General features: G+C 60.2%; 17 protein-coding genes and 1 pseudogene. 11 read left to right on the top strand and 7 right to left on the bottom strand.

Annotation, left to right across the window (positions count from 1 at the left end; translation table 11 throughout):
• The first annotated feature begins 12 nt into the window (after nt 1–12).
• The 3 genes from BMY98_RS17180 (at nt 13) to BMY98_RS17170 (ending at nt 2,416) form a co-directional block, all read left to right on the top strand.
• Nucleotides 13–573, top strand: a complete 561-nt coding sequence (locus BMY98_RS17180) for an alginate O-acetyltransferase AlgF (protein WP_281248183.1) — start codon at nt 13–15, stop codon at nt 571–573.
• Nucleotides 570–1,559: an alginate O-acetyltransferase AlgX-related protein gene (locus tag BMY98_RS17175; RefSeq protein WP_074891162.1), complete on the top strand. Its 990-nt coding sequence runs from the start codon at nt 570–572 to the stop codon at nt 1,557–1,559. Before BMY98_RS17180 ends, BMY98_RS17175 begins: the two co-directional genes overlap by 4 nt.
• A 77-nt stretch (nt 1,560–1,636) precedes the next feature.
• The gene (locus BMY98_RS17170; RefSeq protein ID WP_245760087.1) at nt 1,637–2,416 is read left to right on the top strand and encodes an alpha-amylase family protein; all 780 of its coding nucleotides are present in this window, start codon (nt 1,637–1,639) and stop codon (nt 2,414–2,416) included.
• A gap of 33 nt (nt 2,417–2,449) precedes the next feature.
• On the opposite strand, the gene BMY98_RS17165 is transcribed toward BMY98_RS17170, so the two are convergent.
• The 4 genes from BMY98_RS17165 to BMY98_RS17150 form a co-directional block, all read right to left on the bottom strand.
• Nucleotides 2,450–3,220, bottom strand: a complete 771-nt coding sequence (locus tag BMY98_RS17165; protein ID WP_074891158.1) for an SDR family NAD(P)-dependent oxidoreductase — start codon at nt 3,218–3,220, stop codon at nt 2,450–2,452.
• A gap of 155 nt (nt 3,221–3,375) precedes the next feature.
• On the bottom strand, nt 3,376–4,560 hold the full coding sequence (locus BMY98_RS17160) for a D-alanyl-D-alanine carboxypeptidase family protein (RefSeq protein ID WP_074891156.1): 1,185 nt from the start codon (nt 4,558–4,560) through the stop codon (nt 3,376–3,378).
• Nucleotides 4,561–4,633: 73 nt separating this feature from the next.
• Entirely contained in the window at nt 4,634–6,043 is a 1,410-nt protein-coding gene (locus BMY98_RS17155; protein WP_074891154.1) for a sensor histidine kinase, read from the bottom strand.
• Complete coding sequence (locus BMY98_RS17150; RefSeq protein ID WP_074891153.1) at nt 6,021–6,698, bottom strand: response regulator transcription factor; 678 nt, start codon at nt 6,696–6,698, stop codon at nt 6,021–6,023. The genes BMY98_RS17155 and BMY98_RS17150 overlap by 23 nt, the downstream gene beginning before the upstream one ends.
• A 160-nt stretch (nt 6,699–6,858) precedes the next feature.
• On the opposite strand from BMY98_RS17150, the gene BMY98_RS17145 reads away from it, so the two are divergent.
• Nucleotides 6,859–7,650, top strand: a complete 792-nt coding sequence (locus BMY98_RS17145; RefSeq protein ID WP_245760083.1) for a substrate-binding domain-containing protein — start codon at nt 6,859–6,861, stop codon at nt 7,648–7,650.
• 158 nt (nt 7,651–7,808) lie between these two features.
• Nucleotides 7,809–9,131 carry a chloride channel protein gene (locus BMY98_RS17140; protein ID WP_074891224.1) on the top strand — a complete coding sequence of 441 codons (1,323 nt, stop codon included), beginning with the start codon at nt 7,809–7,811 and terminating at the stop codon, nt 9,129–9,131.
• A 26-nt stretch (nt 9,132–9,157) separates the two neighbouring features.
• Here the strand turns inward: BMY98_RS17140 and BMY98_RS27670 are convergent.
• The 3 genes and pseudogenes from BMY98_RS27670 to BMY98_RS28150 form a co-directional block, all read right to left on the bottom strand.
• Nucleotides 9,158–9,324, bottom strand: a pseudogene (locus tag BMY98_RS27670) (serine hydrolase); the annotation flags it as partial.
• 276 nt (nt 9,325–9,600) lie between these two features.
• Complete coding sequence (locus BMY98_RS17130; protein ID WP_074891151.1) at nt 9,601–9,969, bottom strand: hypothetical protein; 369 nt, start codon at nt 9,967–9,969, stop codon at nt 9,601–9,603.
• A gap of 10 nt (nt 9,970–9,979) precedes the next feature.
• Nucleotides 9,980–10,273, bottom strand: coding sequence for an RNase A-like domain-containing protein (locus BMY98_RS28150; protein ID WP_425438888.1), 294 nt, complete (start codon nt 10,271–10,273; stop codon nt 9,980–9,982).
• Between the two features lie 356 nt (nt 10,274–10,629).
• On the opposite strand from BMY98_RS28150, the gene BMY98_RS17125 reads away from it, so the two are divergent.
• The 6 genes from BMY98_RS17125 to BMY98_RS17095 all read left to right on the top strand — a co-directional run bounded on the left by BMY98_RS17125 (nt 10,630) and on the right by BMY98_RS17095 (nt 18,516).
• Nucleotides 10,630–11,127: an HIT family protein gene (locus BMY98_RS17125; RefSeq protein ID WP_074891149.1), complete on the top strand. Its 498-nt coding sequence runs from the start codon at nt 10,630–10,632 to the stop codon at nt 11,125–11,127.
• Nucleotides 11,128–11,318: 191 nt separating this feature from the next.
• Nucleotides 11,319–12,227 carry a glutaminase B gene (gene glsB / locus BMY98_RS17120; RefSeq protein ID WP_074891147.1) on the top strand — a complete coding sequence of 303 codons (909 nt, stop codon included), beginning with the start codon at nt 11,319–11,321 and terminating at the stop codon, nt 12,225–12,227.
• Nucleotides 12,228–12,504: 277 nt separating this feature from the next.
• Nucleotides 12,505–15,912 carry a PAS domain S-box protein gene (locus BMY98_RS27330; RefSeq protein ID WP_175514179.1) on the top strand — a complete coding sequence of 1,136 codons (3,408 nt, stop codon included), beginning with the start codon at nt 12,505–12,507 and terminating at the stop codon, nt 15,910–15,912.
• A gap of 117 nt (nt 15,913–16,029) precedes the next feature.
• Nucleotides 16,030–16,665 carry a CGNR zinc finger domain-containing protein gene (locus BMY98_RS17105; protein ID WP_074891146.1) on the top strand — a complete coding sequence of 212 codons (636 nt, stop codon included), beginning with the start codon at nt 16,030–16,032 and terminating at the stop codon, nt 16,663–16,665.
• A 142-nt stretch (nt 16,666–16,807) separates the two neighbouring features.
• A complete protein-coding gene (locus BMY98_RS17100) occupies nt 16,808–17,725 on the top strand; it encodes a DUF72 domain-containing protein (protein WP_074891144.1) in 918 nt (305 codons plus the stop codon).
• On the top strand, nt 17,722–18,516 hold the full coding sequence (locus BMY98_RS17095) for an endonuclease/exonuclease/phosphatase family protein (RefSeq protein WP_074891142.1): 795 nt from the start codon (nt 17,722–17,724) through the stop codon (nt 18,514–18,516). Before BMY98_RS17100 ends, BMY98_RS17095 begins: the two co-directional genes overlap by 4 nt.

Raw genomic sequence — 18,516 nt, 5'->3', positions numbered from 1 at the left:
TAGGCGCCGAAACTGCCTGAAGGCTCGGCCTGGGTGCGGGTCGTCAATCCTGCCGACGGTGCCTTACAAGTGAGCCTGGACCACAAGCCGGGTGTTGCCCTGTCTGCGCAGTCGGTGGTGGCCAGTCCTTATCAGGTGGTGGACTCGCGGCAACCGCTGCGCCTTACGATCAACGAGCGTGAGATCAAGGGCCTGGCCGTCCCGAAAAATGCCTTCGTCACGGTGATTCTGGGCAGCGATCCGGCGGCCGCCCCCCGGGTGGTAATCGACCCGCAGCCGCGAGGCAAAGATTTGCGCGCCGAACTCAACGTCTACAACCTCAGCGCCGGCTGTCAAAAAGCCGATATCAAGCTGGCCAACGGTTCGAGCGTTTTTAGCCAGCTGCCGCTTGGCGGCCAGGCCCAGCGCACCATCAATCCGGTGCAGGCGACCCTGATTGCCAGCTGCGATCAAAGCGCCAGCCTGCCGCTCAAGCTTGAGCCCTTCAAGGCCGGTGACCGTTACAGCCTGTTCCTGGTCGGCTCACGCCAGACCCCCCGCCTGATTGGCCTCGTAGACCAGACTGCCCAATGAACCTTTTAGTAAAACCTCGTCACATCCTCCGCCGCCCGCCGGTGTCCGGCCTGATCGCCGGGCTGCTGCTGAGCCTGTCCGGCGGAGCCGCCCACGCTGAGTCGGCTGTGATCACCGGGCAGGGCGGCTGGTTATTTCCCGCGTGGGAAAGCCTGAACAAAGTCGATAACCCAGGCACTGTGCGCAGCATCGCCCTGATCAAGGACGTCCAACAGCAACTTGAGCGCGAGAACATCGCGCTGGTGGTGCTGGTGGTGCCGATGAAAGCGCCGTTCTACGCCCAGCGCCTGCCCGTCGACCAACCCTTGAGCCCGGCCGTGGCGCAGCGCTACGACCGTTTGCAAGGCGAACTGGCCAAGGCCGGCCTGACGACGCTGAACATCAAGCCGATACTGCAAGCCACCGAGCAAGGCAAGCAGACGGCGTTTTACCGCGCCGATTATCACTGGACCGCCTGGAGCGCCGAAAACACGGCCGACGCCACTGCGAAACTGATCACCGGACGCTATCGCCTGCAGGGTGAAGCCGGCGGCGGTGCCGTGCTGGGGGAATGGTTCGACAAGCGTGCCTTCGGCGATCTGGCCAGCAACTTCTTGCCGTCCATCAAGCGTAAAGCCATCGGCCGGGACATTTACACCGTGCGCCATCAGGTCGAGAAAGACCTGCTGATCGACGACGCCCCGGCACCTGTTCAGGTCATCGGCAACAGTTTCGTGCAGCCTTACCTTGGCTATACCCAGAAACTGTCCAATGCCCTGGACCGCCCGGTCACGCTGACCTGGAACCCCGGCGACGTCGGCCCGTGGGCGACGCTGCTGCAATACCTGGAATCACCGGACTTTGCGCAGCACAAGCCGCAAGTGATCGTATGGCAGTTCAACGAGGGCCAGTTTCATCTCGGCCCTGATGCCGCCGCCCAATGGAACGCCAAGGGTGTGACTTCGCTGAAACAGTGGCACCAGCGCATCACGAAGGCGCTTCCTTGAAGATTCTCCCAGGGGGCCTCGGGCGTGCCACTCTAGGTGTCCTGCTGCTCGCAGCGACACTGGTCTCCGGCACCGCCATGTACGTCACCACGCAAAAACGGCTGGACCCCGGCATCGTTGGTATCGTCTGGCAGCCTGATAACAAAACCGTGGGCATCAAGGGGCATTGGGATCAGCTCGGCGCCAGGGAGTTGCTGGTGCAATGGACCGTGGTCGACGATCAGGCTTTCGTGCCCGGGACCGGGCTGCCCAGCGTGCCGGTCCTGCCCGATTGGGCACGTATTGCCAAGGAGCCTTGGGCTCAGGATGTGATCCTCGGCCTGGCGGGATACTTCAGCGAAAACCGCTCCCGGGACAACATCGAGCAACTGGCCGCCGTCTCGGAGCGCATCGCCAAACTGCCGACGCCGCTGCACGTGACCGGCTATTACTTCCCGGCGGAAGTCGACCCCAGCTGGACCCGCGCCAGGGAGCTGCCCGCGCTGCTGGCCAAGCTGCCGCGTCCGTTGTGGATCAGCGTCTATGACGGCGCCAACATCGGCCCGGCCGCCACAGCCGACTGGCTAAAGCAATGGCTGCCAGACGACATCGGCGTGTTCTTTCAGGACGGGGTTGGCGTCTACGCCCGCACCGCACCGGTCGCCCGCACCTACGCCGACACCCTGCGTGAACGCTTGGGCAAGGACCGCGTGCGCATCATCGTCGAAGCCTTCCGCCCCAACTACGGCGGCGGCTTCCGCTCCGCAACGGCCGCCGAACTCAAACCGCAGCTGGCCGCCTATGACGGCTACCCGCTGTACCTGTTCGATGGTCCGCATTACGTGACGCCAGCGTTGGTGAAGGCGTTGGCGAAGTAATTATTGAAGTCATGTTTTCGCGAGTGGGACACGTCACCAGACGATAGGTTTGTCGTTCCAGTCCCAAAAGGTCCCGCTGTCGGCTGGCCCGTGTGCGCCGACCACCTCAAGAATGCGATCCGCCGAGAACGCCGGTTCAAACAGCTGGCCGTCAGGCACGTTCCCCTGGAAGGGCCGAGACAGCTCGGTATCAGTCGTGCCTGGGTGAATGGAGAGGACAGTCGAAGCAGGGTTCAGCCGCTTCAATTCGATACTGGCCGTGTGCAGCAACTGGTTGAGCGCCGCTTTGCTGGCTCTGTAGCTGTACCAGCCACCCAATCGGTTATCGCCGATAGAGCCAACCCTCGCCGAGAGCGCCGCGAAGGTAGCAGGGTGTTTGCGCAATAACGGAAGCAGGTGTTTAAGCAGCAGGATCGGCGCAAAGGTGTTGGTCGCAAAGCTCGCTTGCAGGCTCGCAAGGGTCAGTTGTGCCAGCCCCTTTTCGGCTTTGGCGCCGTCCTGATGAAGAATGCCCAGCGCACTGATAACGAGGTGCAGATGCTCGCATCCTGCAAGGTCATCGCTCACGAGCGCTTCCAGGGATTGCTCATTGCGCGCGTCGCAGTCGACGGGTTTCAGACGGTCTCCATATTGCGCTGCAAGCGCTGCCAGCTCAGGGGAAGTGCTGGCTGCCCGCGCTACTGCCCACACCTGAGCCACATCATCGCGAGCCAGCAACGCCGCGCACAGTGCCAGGCCGATACCTCGGCTGGCTCCGGCTATCAGGACGTGAGCTTCGCTGTTCAGTTCGGGTATCAAACGCATAAGGCACCTTGATGGGCGTGGCTGAAGTTCTGTTTATGACTTCGGGGGAGGGCATGACGTTCAGGTAGGCGGTTGCCGAGCAGCAGTGGCACGGCGAAGCAACCGTGTGCTGCACTAAAGTGCCGTGTTCATCGATTGGCTCTCTTTTTGGGTACTCATTGAGCCGATGCACCTGTATTGAACGTATTGAAAAAGAACAACCGAATGCTGTCCCAGGCGCGTTTCCACCAACTGCCTGCTACTTCCTCTTTCAACGCAATCAACGGTCGCGTCACGAGTTTTTGCTCTCCGTCGTACATCGTCACGCTGCCGACGACAGCTCCCAGGGCAATGGGCGCAACCAGAGGCTGGTCGATGGTCAGGCGGGTTTCCACCTTGCGGTTTCTGCTCTTGGCCAGGGTGAGCGTGATTTCGTCGAGCACCCCCACCGGCATCGTGCGCGCTTCGCCTTTCCAGAGCATTGGGTTGGCCAGGACCTCAGCGGCTTTGGCATAGGTCTGGGTGTCGAAGAAGCGGAATCCGTACGTCAGCAGCTTTTCGGCGTCGTTGGCCCGATTGGTTTTTGACGTGGACCCAAACACTGCGGTGATCAGTCGGCGACCGTCACGCACGGCTGAGGTCACCATGCAGTAACCGGCGGCTTCGGTATGACCGGTTTTCAGACCGTCAACCGAGCTGTCGCGCCAGAGCAGCAGGTTGCGGTTGGGTTGGCGGATGCCGTTCCAGGTGAAGTGCTTCTGCTTGTAGAGTGAGTAGTACGCGGATTCGTCGGTGATGATCGCGCGGGCAAGCCTGGCCATGTCACCCGCCGATGAGTAATGCTCAGGCGCCGGAAGGCCGGTAGGGTTCATGAAATGCGTGTCATCAAGCCCCAGGCGTTTGGCCGTGACATTCATCAGCCCCGCGAAGCTGTCTTCGCTGCCTGCGATGTGCTCCGAAAGCGCCACGCTGGCGTCATTTCCGGAGTCGATCACGATGCCGCGCAACAGGTCATGGACGGAGACCTGGCTGCGCGGATCCAGAAACATGCGCGAACCCTCGGTGTGCCATGCATGTTCGCTGATGGTCACCAGGTCATCGGGATTCAATCGGCCTGCCTGGATCTCGTTGGTGGCCGCATAAACCGTCATCAGTTTGGTCAGGCTGGCGGGGGGCAGGTGCTCCTCGGCGTCATGGCTGGTGATGATATTGCCGCTGACGGCGTCCATGAGCACCCAGGACTTGGCGTTTAGCCGGGGAGGCGAGGGGGTCATCGGCCCTGAGGGTACGGGGGCGGCAAAGGACGACACCCCCTGCGCACAAATGAGTGTCAAAGCGAGGCGCAGTGTCAGGTGTTTCACAAGCGTGGAGCCTTGGTCTTCGAAAGGTTCGTCAACCTAGGTGGACTGCCTGCGACCCTCAAATTAAGCAGGGTTAATAATTGTTTAAGAAGCCCGTTGTGACGCCACTCAGCGGACAGTCGAGAACGACACGCGTACCACGGCCCTCATGGCCGGCCTTAATGCTCAAACCAAATCCGTGCAGGCGCGCGATGGCTGCGACCAGCGAGAGGCCCAGGCCGTTGCCGGGTTGCTGCCTTGTTGCATCGCCGCGATAAAGGCGTCGGGTGACATCCTTTCTTTCGTGGACCGGGATACCGGGCCCGTTGTCGAGCACCTCGATGGTCAGGCTGTGTTCCGTGCGCCAGCAACTCAAGTGTATTTCGCCCCCGGCCTGAGTGAACTTGATCGCGTTGTCCATGAGATTCACCAAAGCCTCGAACAGCAGGGAAACGTCACCTTGCAGGGCCGGATATTCCCCGCCAAGGGACAACATCAGCCGTTGGCTTTTTTCTTGCGCCAGCGGCTCATAAAATTCATGGGCCTGTTGCAGCAGCGCCTCCGGCTGAAATGCCTGAAACGCCGAGCGCCGCCGAGTATCTTCCAGCTCGGAGATGCGCAGCAGCCCCTGAAACCTCGACATGATCGACTCGCTCTCTTCCAGCGCCAGATTCAATGTCTGGGCGTGGGCGTCTTGCAGCGGCAGCTTTTGCAGTTGATACAAGCGAGCACGAAGCCGCGTCAGGGGCGTGCGCAAGTCGTGCGCTATGCCATCGCAAACGCTTTTGACTTCAAGCATCAATTGCTCGATGTGTTCGAGCATGGTGTTCACGGCGCTGGCCAGCATGTCGAGTTCATCCCGGCGAGGGGAAAGTGGAAGACGCTCGCGCAGGTTGCCTGAAACGATGCTTTCGGTACTGCGCTGCAGCCGTTCGACCCGGCGAATGGGTCGCCTGCGCAGCAATCGCCAGCCGATCAGACCGGGGATCAGCGTCAGTGACAGTCCCCAGAACAGCGCCTGCCCGATGATGCCGCCGACTGCCGAGATGGATCCGCCATCGCGGGCGAGAATCAGGATGCGTCCATCCGGCCGATTAAGCCTGAGCGCGTAACTGCTGCGGGTTTCTTCGTTGGGCAAGGCGATGCTCAACCCGCGCTCCAGATAGTGCACGCGGCCATCGTCAGGCAAATTGGAGCGAAGCTTCAGCAGGTCGCCGGCGAGATGGTTACCACTGGCCTCGAACAGACCGTAAGCGTCGATTCCCGGGGTGGAATACACCTCGCTGCCAGCCAGTTCGTCCACCAGGGCGGCATCAGGGACCTTCTGGTAGTAATGGGCACGCTGCATCAACGTTCGTTCTGCCACCGTGCCCAGGTAGGCGGAAATTTCCCAATACAGCACGCCGGTGAAGGCGCCGCCCCATGCCACGAAGAACAGTGCATACAAACCGATCAGGCGGCTGTTGCTGGAGCGCCAGCGATCAGTTTTTTTCGACGAGAACATAACCTGATCCACGAATTGTCTGGATAGTCGGCGCGCCACTGCGTTCTATTTTTTTGCGCAGGCGGCCGATGTGCACATCGATGATGTTGGTGCCAGGGTCGAAGTGATAGCCCCACACCTCCTGGAACAACATGGTTCGCGTGACCAGTTGTCCCGCATTTCGCATCAGGTAGGTGAGCAGCTTGAACTCGGTAGGCAGGAGCACGACGGCTTCTTCGTACAGCGTGACGGAGTGCTCGATCAAGTTGACGTGAAGACGGCCAAACTCAAGACAGTGCCCGTGGTTGTCCAGGGAGGGACCGCGCAGCAAGACTTCCAGGCGCGCGATCATTTCCACCATGGAGAATGGTTTAGTGAGGTAGTCGTCACCCCCCGAGCGCAGACCGCGCACACGTTCGTCGACATCCGACAGCGCGCTGATCATCAGGACGGGGGTCTGTATCGCCAACTGGCGCAAAGTGCTGACAATGGTCAGCCCGTCGAAATCAGGCAGCATGCGGTCTAGCGTGATGACCTCATGGCCTCCGGCGATCGCCATTGCCAGGCCAGCGCGGCCGTTATCGGCCCACTGCGCACTGAATCCATGGGCCTCAAGTTCGGCGATGATGGCCTGCGCAGTGACTTCGTCATCCTCGATGACCAGTGCACGAATCATTCGGATCTCCAGGCTGAGAAGGGCGCTCATTCTAACGGCAGGTGCACCTTGGGCCGGTACGTCCCACCGTGAAAGTAAATCTTTCTTAACACGGGTTAACGCGGGCCGGGCCAAAGGCTCCTTTAGCGTAGGGTCTTTTCCAGACGAGGAACTGCTCGCCGTGCGCCTTCTATTCAAACCTTTCGTGTTGTCCTGTGCGCTGTTGAGTACGGGCGTCATCCACGCCGCCGATGCACCCAAAACGCTGCCAGTAACGCTCAAGGTCCTCAGCTCCAGTGGCTTCAAGGGGGCGATACTCGCCATCGCCCCCGAATACGAAAAAGCCAGTGGGGTGAAGCTGCAGGTAACGGTGGCTCAGGCAAGCGGCCCCGCGCCGCAGGCAATTGATAACCGTCTCGATCGCAAGGAAGAAGCCGACGTGGTGCTGACACTGGGTTCTTCCCTGGACACGCTGACCGCCCGCAATCAGGTCGACCCACTTACGCGGGTGGACCTGGGGAAATCATTCATTGCCATGGCGGTGCGCAAAGGCGCAGTACAGCCGGATATTGGCAGTATGAAAGCCTTTCGCGAGACGCTCCTGAACGCAGAATCGGTCGCCTATTCCGACAGCGCAAGCGGCCTTTATCTCTCCCATTGGTTGTTCCCGCACATGAAGCTCTACCCGCGATTCATGCTCAAGGGCAAGGTCGTGTCTGTTGAGCCGGTGGGGGATGTGGTGGCCCGAGGCGAAGCAGAATTGGGGTTTCAGCAGTTGAGTGGGCTCACGCCGATTCAGGGCATCGACATCGTGGGCTTGATACCGGACAACGTGCAGCAGATGGTTCTGTACTCAGGTGCCGTTGTTAAAAACAGTGCCCATCCCACCGAAGCCAAGGCCTTGCTGGACTACATGGGATCGCAGAAGGGCCATGACGCCATAGAACGCAGCGGTTTGAAGCCAGTGCAGTGAATAGCCCGTTCGAACAGCGCTCAGCCGCATCATCGCCACTCGGGCTGGCTTTGAGGTGAGGGGGGGCGGGCCCGGGATCACAGCACCTTGGAGGTCATGGCTTTATTTGGGTAGTCTGACGGTCGAACTGCGCTGATCTTTAAATGGGAAACCCACCGGTGATCAAACCTCTACTGCTGATCCGCCGTCGTTTCGCCTCCATGCGATGGCGCACCCGGGTCACGCTCTGGGCAGCGGCTACGCTTGCCGGGCTGCTTGTCGTACTGTTCGCCCGCATGGCCGACCTCGCCTTGGCACAGTTTTCCTTGCACACCGCTGAGCGGCCCTGGCTGCCGTTCGTTTATACCCCACTGGTCGGCATGCTTGTCGTGTGGCTCACCACCCGGTTCTTCGCTGGCGCTCAGGGCAGTGGCATCCCGCAAGTCATCGCAGCCACCCGGCTGGTGCATCAGGGCAAGCGTGTCGACAAACTGCTGTCGCTGCGCATTGCGTTCGCCAAGATGAGTCTGGGCACGCTGGCGTTGACCGGCGGGTTTTCCGCGGGGCGCGAAGGCCCGTCGGTGCAGGTGGCGGCCTCGATCATGCATTTCTTTCACCGTTTTCTGCCCAACGCTCGCATCGTGCGCGCCGAAGACCTGATTCTGGCAGGGGGCGCGGCCGGCATCGCTGCAGCGTTCAACACGCCGCTGGCCGGCATCGCCTTTGCGGTGGAGGAGTTGGGCCGCAAGCTCGAAACCCGAACCAGCGGTGTCCTGCTCAGCACCATCATTCTGTCGGGGATGGTCGCCATCGCCTTGCAGGGCAACTACAACTATTTCGGTCACTTCGATGTTCCGGACATCAGTGTCGATATCCTCGGGCCTGTCCTGGCGATCGGTATCGGCTGTGGGTTGCTCGGCGGATTGTTCAGCCGGATGCTGCTGTGGCCCCAGCGTCATAGCGGTTTTGTTGTCTGGGAATGGCGCCGCCAGCACCCGGTATGGTTCGCCGGCGCCTGCGGGCTGATTGTTGCGATCCTGGGCTGGCTCAGCGGAGGGATGTCCTTCGGTAGCGGTTACGGCATTACCTCTCAGGTCATCGCCTCCGACATCGGCTTGCCCTGGCACGCGCCTGTCACGCGATTTCTCGCCACCGTGGTCACGTATTTTTCTGGTATTCCCGGCGGCATCTTTGCACCGTCCCTGGCAGTAGGGGCGGCAGTCGGCGCCAACGCCGCTGACCTTTTCGGTCTGGCTGCGCAGCCGATCATTGCCCTTTGCATGGTGGGTTTTCTGGCCGCTGTGACCCAGTCGCCGATCACGTCCGCGATCATCGTGATGGAAATGATCGACAGCCACGGCATGGTGATCAGCCTTATGGCGGTTGCGTTGATCGCCAAAGGCGTCAGCTCGAGAATGGGGCCTGAGTTGTACCAACAATTGGCACGAGGTTTTCTTCAGTCCTCGGCAGAGGATGCCGTCACACGCAAGGTTAATCGCTAGGGCTTGCAGTCTCTTTGTGGATAGTTGTTGCATCCGGGGTAAACGGCAATGACGCTGCCAGGTCCGCAGCCAGTGTGGCTGCACAGGTTAGCCCGCCGTCAATCGAACCCCGCATGACACCGAGGCCATAGCCAGCATTGACCCATGGGCGCCCGGGAATCGCGCCGCCCAATATCCGTGCTGCTTGCATTTGCGCCGTTTAAACCTCACTTCGAGTTTGCTGCAATTGAGAGACGATCGGAGCGGTGCGCTGTCCTGCGCACTCAACTGTTTTTAGTACTCGTCGGGTTCAATAAAGGTCGGGGTGCTCGATGTGAGTGCAATACAACCGATTCAAGCAACATGGATAACTGTCTAATAGCTCCTTTTGAACCAGGTCAACTGAAGTTACGACGAAGATGTTCTTGAATGGCGAGGCGTCGACATGCCGGCCATCTAAAGTAAAGGAATTGCTAAGATACGGGCATGATCACCCAAGTCCCGTAAACTTCGATATGACCTTAGGGGCGCGAGCTTTAAACTCTTTGTCAAGCAAACCCAAGGTGTTAGTCAGAAAAACATACAGATCTCCGTCGAAATAATCTTCAACGAAAGATGTGTCTTGCCCAAATGGCGGGTGCACATATTCTAGACCTTCTGGGGTCATATGGTTCTTGATGTAATGCTTAATCTGTCTTTTTAAAAAAAAGACATTCAATAAGTTGCCTTCGTCAATATATTCTTTAACTATTTGATCTAGGGTTGGTGGCGAGAATAGCGTTTTCTCATCGTCAGGTAAAAATTCACCGACACCATCGCCGACTTCATAAATGAAGTCTGTTATTAATCCGTATGCCATGGTTTTAGTCTCACAGTGATGGAAAAGCAGTGATTATAAAATAAGGCATATGGTTGTATTTCACGCATTTAATTGCAATCGTGACCTTTGACATATTCACCGCAGTGTTGGGTGCTTCTCTGGTCACACCCCAACCAACCGGCTTTTCTAAGGTCGTCGAGATCTCAAATCTTTTTTCTGTAAGAATCAGCCTGGCTTTGGACTGCATCAATATTTTGAGTCTGTTTCGTTGAAGTGCTTGACTGACCGCCCATTCGGCAGTTTCGAGATCATAGAATGTGGATGAGACGTGGACCTTTTCGATGCGAATCGTGTTTTTAACTCATCAATATTCTTACCCACATGCTTGAAGATCGTATGCCCACCGCCCAGCTTCTTTGAAGCTTGGAGTGGCTTTTCACTGGTGACAACAGATATCCGACCTGCTCTTACTGATGAGACTCGAAATGCGTTGTACAGCGAAGCAGTAGTAAGCGGAACTACAAATTCGGTAGCCCTTTATATGGTCACCGTCCAGCGAATCGCCTTCAACACCGTCGACCTTCATAAATGCATCAAATGCCATGCTTAGCTCCCTGCTTTCGTAAATTGTGGCGAGAACACTAACTGAATTCCTGCTTGAATTACCAGACTGCCCCGACCCTTACCAATGGCCGCCCAATGGACATACCCCCTAGCCTCGTCATCCACGAAACCACCCATTGGCTCATCAACCACCGCACGGACAGCCACCTCCCCGGCTACCTGATGCTTGTCGCCAAGCAGACAACAAACTCAATGGCAAACCTGCCAGCCCAAGCGCTAGCCGAACTCGGCCCATTGCAAGCCCAAATCCAGCAAGCCATCGAAACACGCCTGCACTCCAAACGCCTCTACATCTGCCGTTTCGGCCATGATGCGGGCCACGCCATTCATTTCCATTTCATCCCGATCTACCCATGGGTCGAAGCGCTGTTCTGGGCGGACGAACGCTACAGATCGCTGCAAACCTTCGGCTCGCTCCCTGACTGTTCAAACCAAACCGACGGCGCAGAACTGACCCTCTTCGTATGGCGAGAATTCTGTGAGCGTCCCGACCCACCGCCCATAGAAGGCCCATCAATTGAACAAGCCATCACCGTGCTGCGGCAAGCATTCGGAGCCGACACCTCGATGTGATGGCAGGGCCTATTTCCAGAAAATCAGCCCCATAAGCGCTGGCGGCCAACCAGTCTCCGCCGACCTGAGAGCGCCAACCCACTCACCACAAAAAAACCAAAATCCTGCCCAAATGTGTGATCCCGCCCTCTCAGCATTCGTCATGAACCCTAACCCCTGCTGCCGTCAGGGGATCAACGCCAGGACCCTCCATGCAAACGCTGTTGAACGAGATTCTCGACGAAGTGCGTCCCTTGATCGGCCAGGGCAAGGTGGCTGACTACATTCCCGCACTGGCCGACGTGCCAGCGCAGCAATTGGGCATTGCCGTCTACGGCAACGATGGCACCTATTACTGTGCGGGCGACGCGCTTGAGCCGTTTTCGGTGCAGAGCATTTCCAAGGTGTTCAGCCTGGTTCAGGCGATCGGCCATTCCGGTGAAGCCATTTGGGAGCGCCTGGGTCATGAGCCGTCGGGCCAGCCGTTCAACTCGCTGGTGCAGCTGGAGTTCGAGCGCGGACGCCCGCGTAACCCCTTTATCAATGCCGGGGCTTTGGTGATCTGCGACATCAACCAGTCGCGGTTCGCGGCACCGACCTTGTCCATGCGCGATTTCGTGCGGCGGCTGTCGGGCAATCCCCAGGTATTGATCGATGCCCGTGTGGCGGATTCCGAATATCAATTCCGCGCACGTAACGCGGCGATGGCCTACCTGATGCAGTCCTTCGGCAACTTCCATAACGAGGTCGAGACCGTGCTGCGCAGTTATTTCAGTTGCTGCGCGCTGAGGATGAGCTGCCTCGATCTGGCCCGGGCGTTCTGCTTTCTGGCGAACAACGGTTTCTGCAAACACAGCGGTGAGCAGATCCTCACGCCGCGCCAGACCCAGCAAGTGAACTCGATCATGGCCACCAGCGGGCTCTATGACGAAGCCGGCAATTTTGCCTATCGCGTGGGGTTGCCGGGCAAGAGCGGGGTAGGGGGCGGAATCGTGGCGATCGTGCCGGGGCAGTTCACCGTATGCGTGTGGTCGCCGGAGTTGAACGCTGCAGGGAATTCGCTCGCCGGAATGGCGGCGTTGGAGTTGCTGAGTTCGCGGATTGGTTGGTCTGTTTTCTGACAATGGCCGTAGTTGTTTCATGAATCATTCTGGAGAGTGGCAAGTGTGCGCGCGTTGGTCGCCTTTCTGATAAAACCTGAATCGAGCCGTGTAGAGATCCAAGGGATAGCCGATACACTGCCACTTTAGCCCTGTCCAGTTCGAACCAGTCTGCGGGATGTTGATGCCGTGGAGATGTCGGGAGATCCGTTTGACTACTGTTCCAGTCGACCCTAGCGGCGATGAGCGCCTGTCTCATGTACTGAATGCCAGTGAGCGGCTGGTAATGGCGGAGTCCGTGGACGAGGTCGTCGCCGTGCTGCGAGACGTGGCGCGCGCCACGCTCGGCGCGGAGGGCATTGCCGTTGTGATTCGGGACGAAGGGCGATGTTCTTACATAGCCGAAGATGCGGTCTCTGCGCTCTGGCAGGGCCAGACCTTCGCGGCCGATCACTGCGTTTCCGGGTGGGTCATGCGTCGCGGCGAGACGATTGCGATCAGCGACATTCGGCTCGATCCACGCATCCCGCAGGACATCTATTCGCCGACGTTCGTGCGTAGCCTCATCATGGCGCCTATCGGTCGGCCTGTGCCGGTCGCGGCGCTGGGCGCCTATTGGTCGCAGGTCCGCCGTCACGATGACGACACGGTCAAGCGTCTGGAAAGTCTGGCGCGGCTGGCAACGATCGCCATCGAGAATGCGCGCCTGACCCAGGCCCGCAATCGCGCGGCGGCACTCGGGGCCGCCCAGAACCGTATCCTTGAGCTGGCCGTTGAAGAAACGCCGCTGAATGTCGCGCTGGACGCAATCGTCCGCGAGGTGGAGGCGCTGTCGCCGTCTCGTTTCCTGGGCTGCATCCTGCTGCTGAACGAGGAGGGCAGTCAGCTGCAGCATTGCGCCGGACCGGGCCTGCCCCTTCCGTTTATCAACGCGGTCGAACGCATCAATGTCGGCGCAGGTGCAGGTTCTGGCAGTACCGTGGCGACCCCGAATCCGCGGGCGGCGGTTTCCGACATCACAAACGACCCGCAGTGGGCCGAGTTACGGGCGCTGGCCGTCGGACACGGCTTGCACGTCTGCGGGTCCATCCCGATCCGGTCGGCCCAGGGCGCCACGCTCGGCACTTTTGTCATGTACCACGCCGAGCTGCGCGAGCCGGTACCGGCGGATATCGAGATCGGTGATTTCGTGGTCAAAACGGTGGGACTGGTCGTGCACCGTGCGCGCGCCGAATCCGCCATCCGCAGCAGCGAGGCGCGCTACCGCCAGATAGTGGAGGGCGCAGAGGACTTCGCGATCATCACGTTCGATGCGCGGGGCACGATTACCGGTTGGAACATCGGCGCCCAGCGCATCGTCGGTTACCGCGCCGAGGAAGTCATGGGCCGCGACGGCGATCTCTTCTACACCGATTCGGAGCAGGTCGAACGAGTGTTTCAGGGCGAGCTCGAACGCGCGAGGGCGCAGGGGCGGGCCGTCAATGAGCGTTGGCACGTTCATAAAAACGGTGCGCGCTTCTGGGGATCGGGACTGATGATGCCGCTGGCCATGGACCAGGGCGGTTTCGTGAAAATCTTCCGCGACTGCACGGCCGAGCATCAGGCGCAAGCGGCGCTGCAAGACAGCGCGGCGCGGCTGAGTTTTTTTGATGAGCTGGACAGCCGGCTTTTCAGTATCCGCCGGGCCGAAGACGCGATGCTCGCCGCGACCGAGTTGCTCGGCCGCAGGCTCAACGTGTCGCGCTGCGCCTACGCGGATGTCGACATCGATCATGACCGCTTCTGGATTCGCAGCGACTACAACGCAGCTGGCATTCAGAGCTCGGTCGGCACCTACAGCCTCGATCTTTTCGGCCCGCGGACGGCGGCTGACATGCGCGAAGGCCGAACCCTGATTGTGCGCGACGCCGTTGCAGAACTCGGTCCCGGCGAAGGCCTGGAGACCTTTCGCGGGATTGGCATCGACGCGATCATCTGCTGCCCGCTGGTCAAGAATGGCCGGCTGACAGCCATGATGGCGGTTCATCAGGATCAGCCTCGCGACTGGTTGCCCTCTGAGGTCCTGCTGGTCAGGGAAGTCGTCGAGCGCTGCTGGGCGCATGTCGAGCGGGTGGGCGCCGAGATGCGCATGCGCGAGAGCGAAGAGCGTCTGCGCCTTGCCGTCGAACACGCCGATATCGGTTTCTGGGACGTGGACATCGTGCACGACGCGCTGATCTGGCCGCCCAGAACCAAAGCCATGTTCGGCATCCAGGCTGATGTGCCGGTCACGATTCAAGACTTTTATGACGGCTTGCATCCCGAGGATCGAGACGCAACGATCAAGGCATTCACGTCGGCCAGCGATCCTGAACGCCGCGCCCTTTATGACGTCGACTACCGCACCGTCGGCAGGGACGACGGTGTGATTCGCTGGGTGGCCGCCAAGGGGCGGGGCGTGTTCGACGCGGCCGGCCGCTGCCTGCGCGTCACTGGCACGGTGGTTGAAGTGACCGCCCGCAAAGACGCCGAGGAGGGCCTGCGCGAACTCAACGCCACGCTGGAAGGACGGATTGCCAAGGCCATCGCCGAGCGGGAAGAGGTCCAGGAGGCGCTGCGCCAGAGTCAGAAGATGGAAGCCATGGGACAGCTGACCGGCGGCGTGGCCCATGACTTCAATAATTTGCTCACCCCGATCGTCGGCACCCTCGACATGCTCCAGCGTCGAGGCGTGGGCGGCGAACGTGAACAGCGGCTGATTTCCGGCGCCGTGCAATCGGCTGATCGCGCAAAGACGCTGGTGCAGCGTTTGCTTGCCTTCGCGCGCCGTCAGCCGTTGCAGCCGGTGTCGGTCGACGTGGCGAAACTGGTGAACGGCATGGGCGATCTCGTCGCCAGCACCACCGGACCGCAAATCCGCGTCGTCGTCGATGCGCCGGCTGATCTGCCTGCCGCGATCGCGGACCCGAACCAACTGGAGATGGCGCTTCTGAACCTCTCCGTGAACGCACGTGACGCCATGCTCGAAGGCGGCACGATGAGGATCTCGGCGAGCGCCGAATGGGTGTGCACCGGACACCGGTCCAGGCTGCCGACCGGCGATTACCTCTGTCTGTCCGTTGCGGACACCGGCATTGGCATGGATGCGTCCACGCTTGCCCGGGCGGTGGAACCGTTCTTCTCCACCAAGGGCGTCGGTAAAGGCACGGGGCTGGGGCTGTCGATGGTGCATGGGCTGGCATCTCAGCTCAACGGCGCGCTGACGATCCAGAGCTCGCCGGGGCTCGGCACGAACGTGGAGCTGTGGCTGCCGCGGAGCATGACCGTGCCGGCGGCGGCTTTGCGCATCGACGAGGCTCCGGAGCGCCGTTCGCTGCGCGGGACTGCGCTGCTGGTCGACGATGAAGAACTGGTGCGCGCCAGCACCTCATACATGCTGGCCGGTCTAGGCTATCGCGTGATCGAAGCCTCTTCCGGCGAGGAAGCCTTGCAACTGCTGAGCACCGGGCAGCGCGTCGATCTGATCGTGACCGACCACCTCATGCCGGGCATCAGTGGTACCGACCTGGCCAGACGCGTCCGAAACGCCCGGCCAGGGACCCCGATTTTGCTCGTCTCAGGATATGCCGAGCATGAAGGGCTTGATCCGGATTTGCCACGCCTGACCAAGCCGTTCCGCGAGAGCGACCTGGCGGCGAGTCTTGCTCAGCTTGGGAGGACGAGTTGATAGGCGTGGCGAGCCCAGTAGATGTGGGGTGAGACCCACCCCACAACCCTGCAACACTTCAGCAGCCCCTCACTTCTCTGTCATCATTCCCTCATCGCCTCAAACTGAGGGCATGCCATGTCTATCGGACAACTGAAGATCAACGCCATCCATCTCGTCGGTGGCGCAGCGGTGCTGGATTACCTCAATACCTGTGATGGCGGTCGGCCGGGCACGGGGGCGCGGGAGGTTGTCGACGCGCTGAGCAATCTGGAGGACATCGTCCACTGGTTCCGCCATGCCGGGCTGATCGACGATCAGGAGCATCAGCACTTCGTCGCGCTGGTGCGGCGTTCTTCCTGGCGCACAGTGACGGCGTTTCAACAGTTGATCGATTTCCGCGAAGCGCTGTATCGGTTGTTGCAGCCCATGGCGCTGGACCACGATGCCGACCCGGGCAGCCTTGATGCGTTGAATCAGGCGCTCGCCGACACCGCCGACCAGCGCCTGCTGGTGTTGACGCCACCGGGTGTGATCTGGCGCTGGCGTGTCGGTGACGACCTGGGTTCGATGACGGCCGGGTTTATCGGTCGTCTCGCGGTGCAGGCGGCGGCGCTGCTCACCTCCGGCGACAGGGCCCGGCTCAAGGCCTGTGCCGCGCCGGATTGCGACTGGCTGTTTCTCGATACGTCGAAAAACGGTCGCCGCCGCTGGTGCCGTATGAATGTCTGCGGCGCGCGGGAAAAGGTCAAAAGGGCCATGGTCGACTCCTGAGCGCAAGCGGTGTTTGAGGCTGCGGCAATCTGCGCCATAACGGCGGCAAAAAGCCAGGGAACCTGCCACGTTCTCAAGCTTCTTATCTCTAGTTCAGAAGTGTCGGGGCAGGTGCCGCGGCAGGACATCAGAGAGCACAGGCATGGGCGACATTCGTATCGGCATTTCAGGCTGGCGTTACACGCCATGGCGCGGGGATTTCTATCCCGTCGGCCTGACGCAGAAAAACGAGTTGAAATTCGCCTCAAGAGCCGTGAACAGCATCGAAATCAATGGCTCGTTCTACTCGCTGCAGTCGCCTGACCTTTATGCGCGCTGGTACGACGACACGCCCAAAGGCTTCGTCTTCAGCGTCAAGGGCCCGCGCTACATCACCCATGTCCGCCGCCTCAAGGAAATCGACGAGCCCGTCGCCAACTTTTTCGCCTCCGGTGTGTTTCAGCTTAAGGAAAAGCTGGGGCCGATCCTCTGGCAGTTCGCGCCCAACTTCAAATTCGACGCCGAGCGTTTCGAGCATTTTCTGAAGCTGTTGCCCCACAACGGTAAAGCCGCGAAGGCCTGCGCCAGCCAATGCGCCGAGCGTTTGCAGCAGCCGGGTTATCTGGACATTCCGGCGCGGCTGAAACTGCGTCACGCCGTTGAAATCCGCCATGAAAGCTTTCTGGTACCTGAGTTTGTCGCGCTGCTGCGCAAATACAAGGTAGCGCTGGTGGTCGCTGACACCGCCGGCAAGTGGCCCCACGTTGAAGACCTCGCCACTGATTTCGTCTACGTGCGCCTGCATGGCGACAAAGAACTGTACGCCAGCGGTTATTCCGAAGAGGCGATCAACCATTGGGGCAACCGCATCGATGCCTGGCAGCGGGGCGCGCAGCCCGAGGATGCTCAACTGATCGTGGACAAAGCCCCCCGAGCGCGGAAGTCCCGCGACGTTTATTGCTATTTCGATAACGACATCAAGGTCCGCGCCCCCTACGACGCGCGCCGGTTGCTTGAGCGTTTCAATCTCACTGAAAACCTGGAAGTTGCGCCAGGCGATTTGCATGGAGCCACGTTGTGACCAGTGCCCTGATTCCCGATGACCTCAATGGCCGACGACACAGTGCGTCGGCGTCAGTCACGCTCAACGTGTTGACCATGAACATGCACATGGGCTTCGGTTTTCTCAACAAGCGCTTTATCCTGCCGGAGCTGCGCGACGCGGTGCGCACGGTGTCGGCCGATATCGTGTTCCTGCAGGAAGTCCACGGCGAACATCAGGACCACGCGCAGAACGTGAAGAACTGGCCGACCACGTCGCAGTACGAATTTCTCGCCGACAGCATGTGGAAGGATTTCGCCTACGGCCGCAATGCCGTGTATCCCCATGGTCACCACGGTAATGCGCTGCTGTCCAAATACCCCATCATTCGTCACGAAAACCTCGACATTTCCATCCATGGCACCGAAGAACGGGGCCTGCTGCATTGCGTGCTGGATGTGCCGCATTTCGGCGAGCTACACGCGGTGTGTGTGCACCTGGGCTTGAAAGAAGGGCACCGACAGCAGCAACTGAAGTTGATCGCGGATCTGGTGGGCCGCTTGCCTGCCGACGCGCCGGTGATCGTGGCGGGGGACTTTAACGATTGGCGGCAGAAGGCCGATAGCGTGTTGAATCCTGCCGGGCTGCGCGAAGTCTTTGTTGAATCATTTGGTGCGCCGGCGAAAAGCTTCCCGGCGCGCTTTCCGTTGTTGCGCCTGGACCGCATTTACGTGCGCAACGCGCACATCCGGTCGCCCAGGGTGATGTCGAATCGTCCCTGGTCGCACCTTTCCGATCATGCGCCGTTGGCGGTGGAGGTAACGCTATGA

It is taken from the genome of Pseudomonas graminis (genome assembly GCF_900111735.1).
Taxonomy (GTDB): Bacteria; Pseudomonadota; Gammaproteobacteria; order Pseudomonadales; family Pseudomonadaceae; genus Aquipseudomonas; species Aquipseudomonas graminis.
Note: the sequence above shows the minus strand (reverse complement) of the source record. Positions and strands in the feature narration are given on the sequence as shown.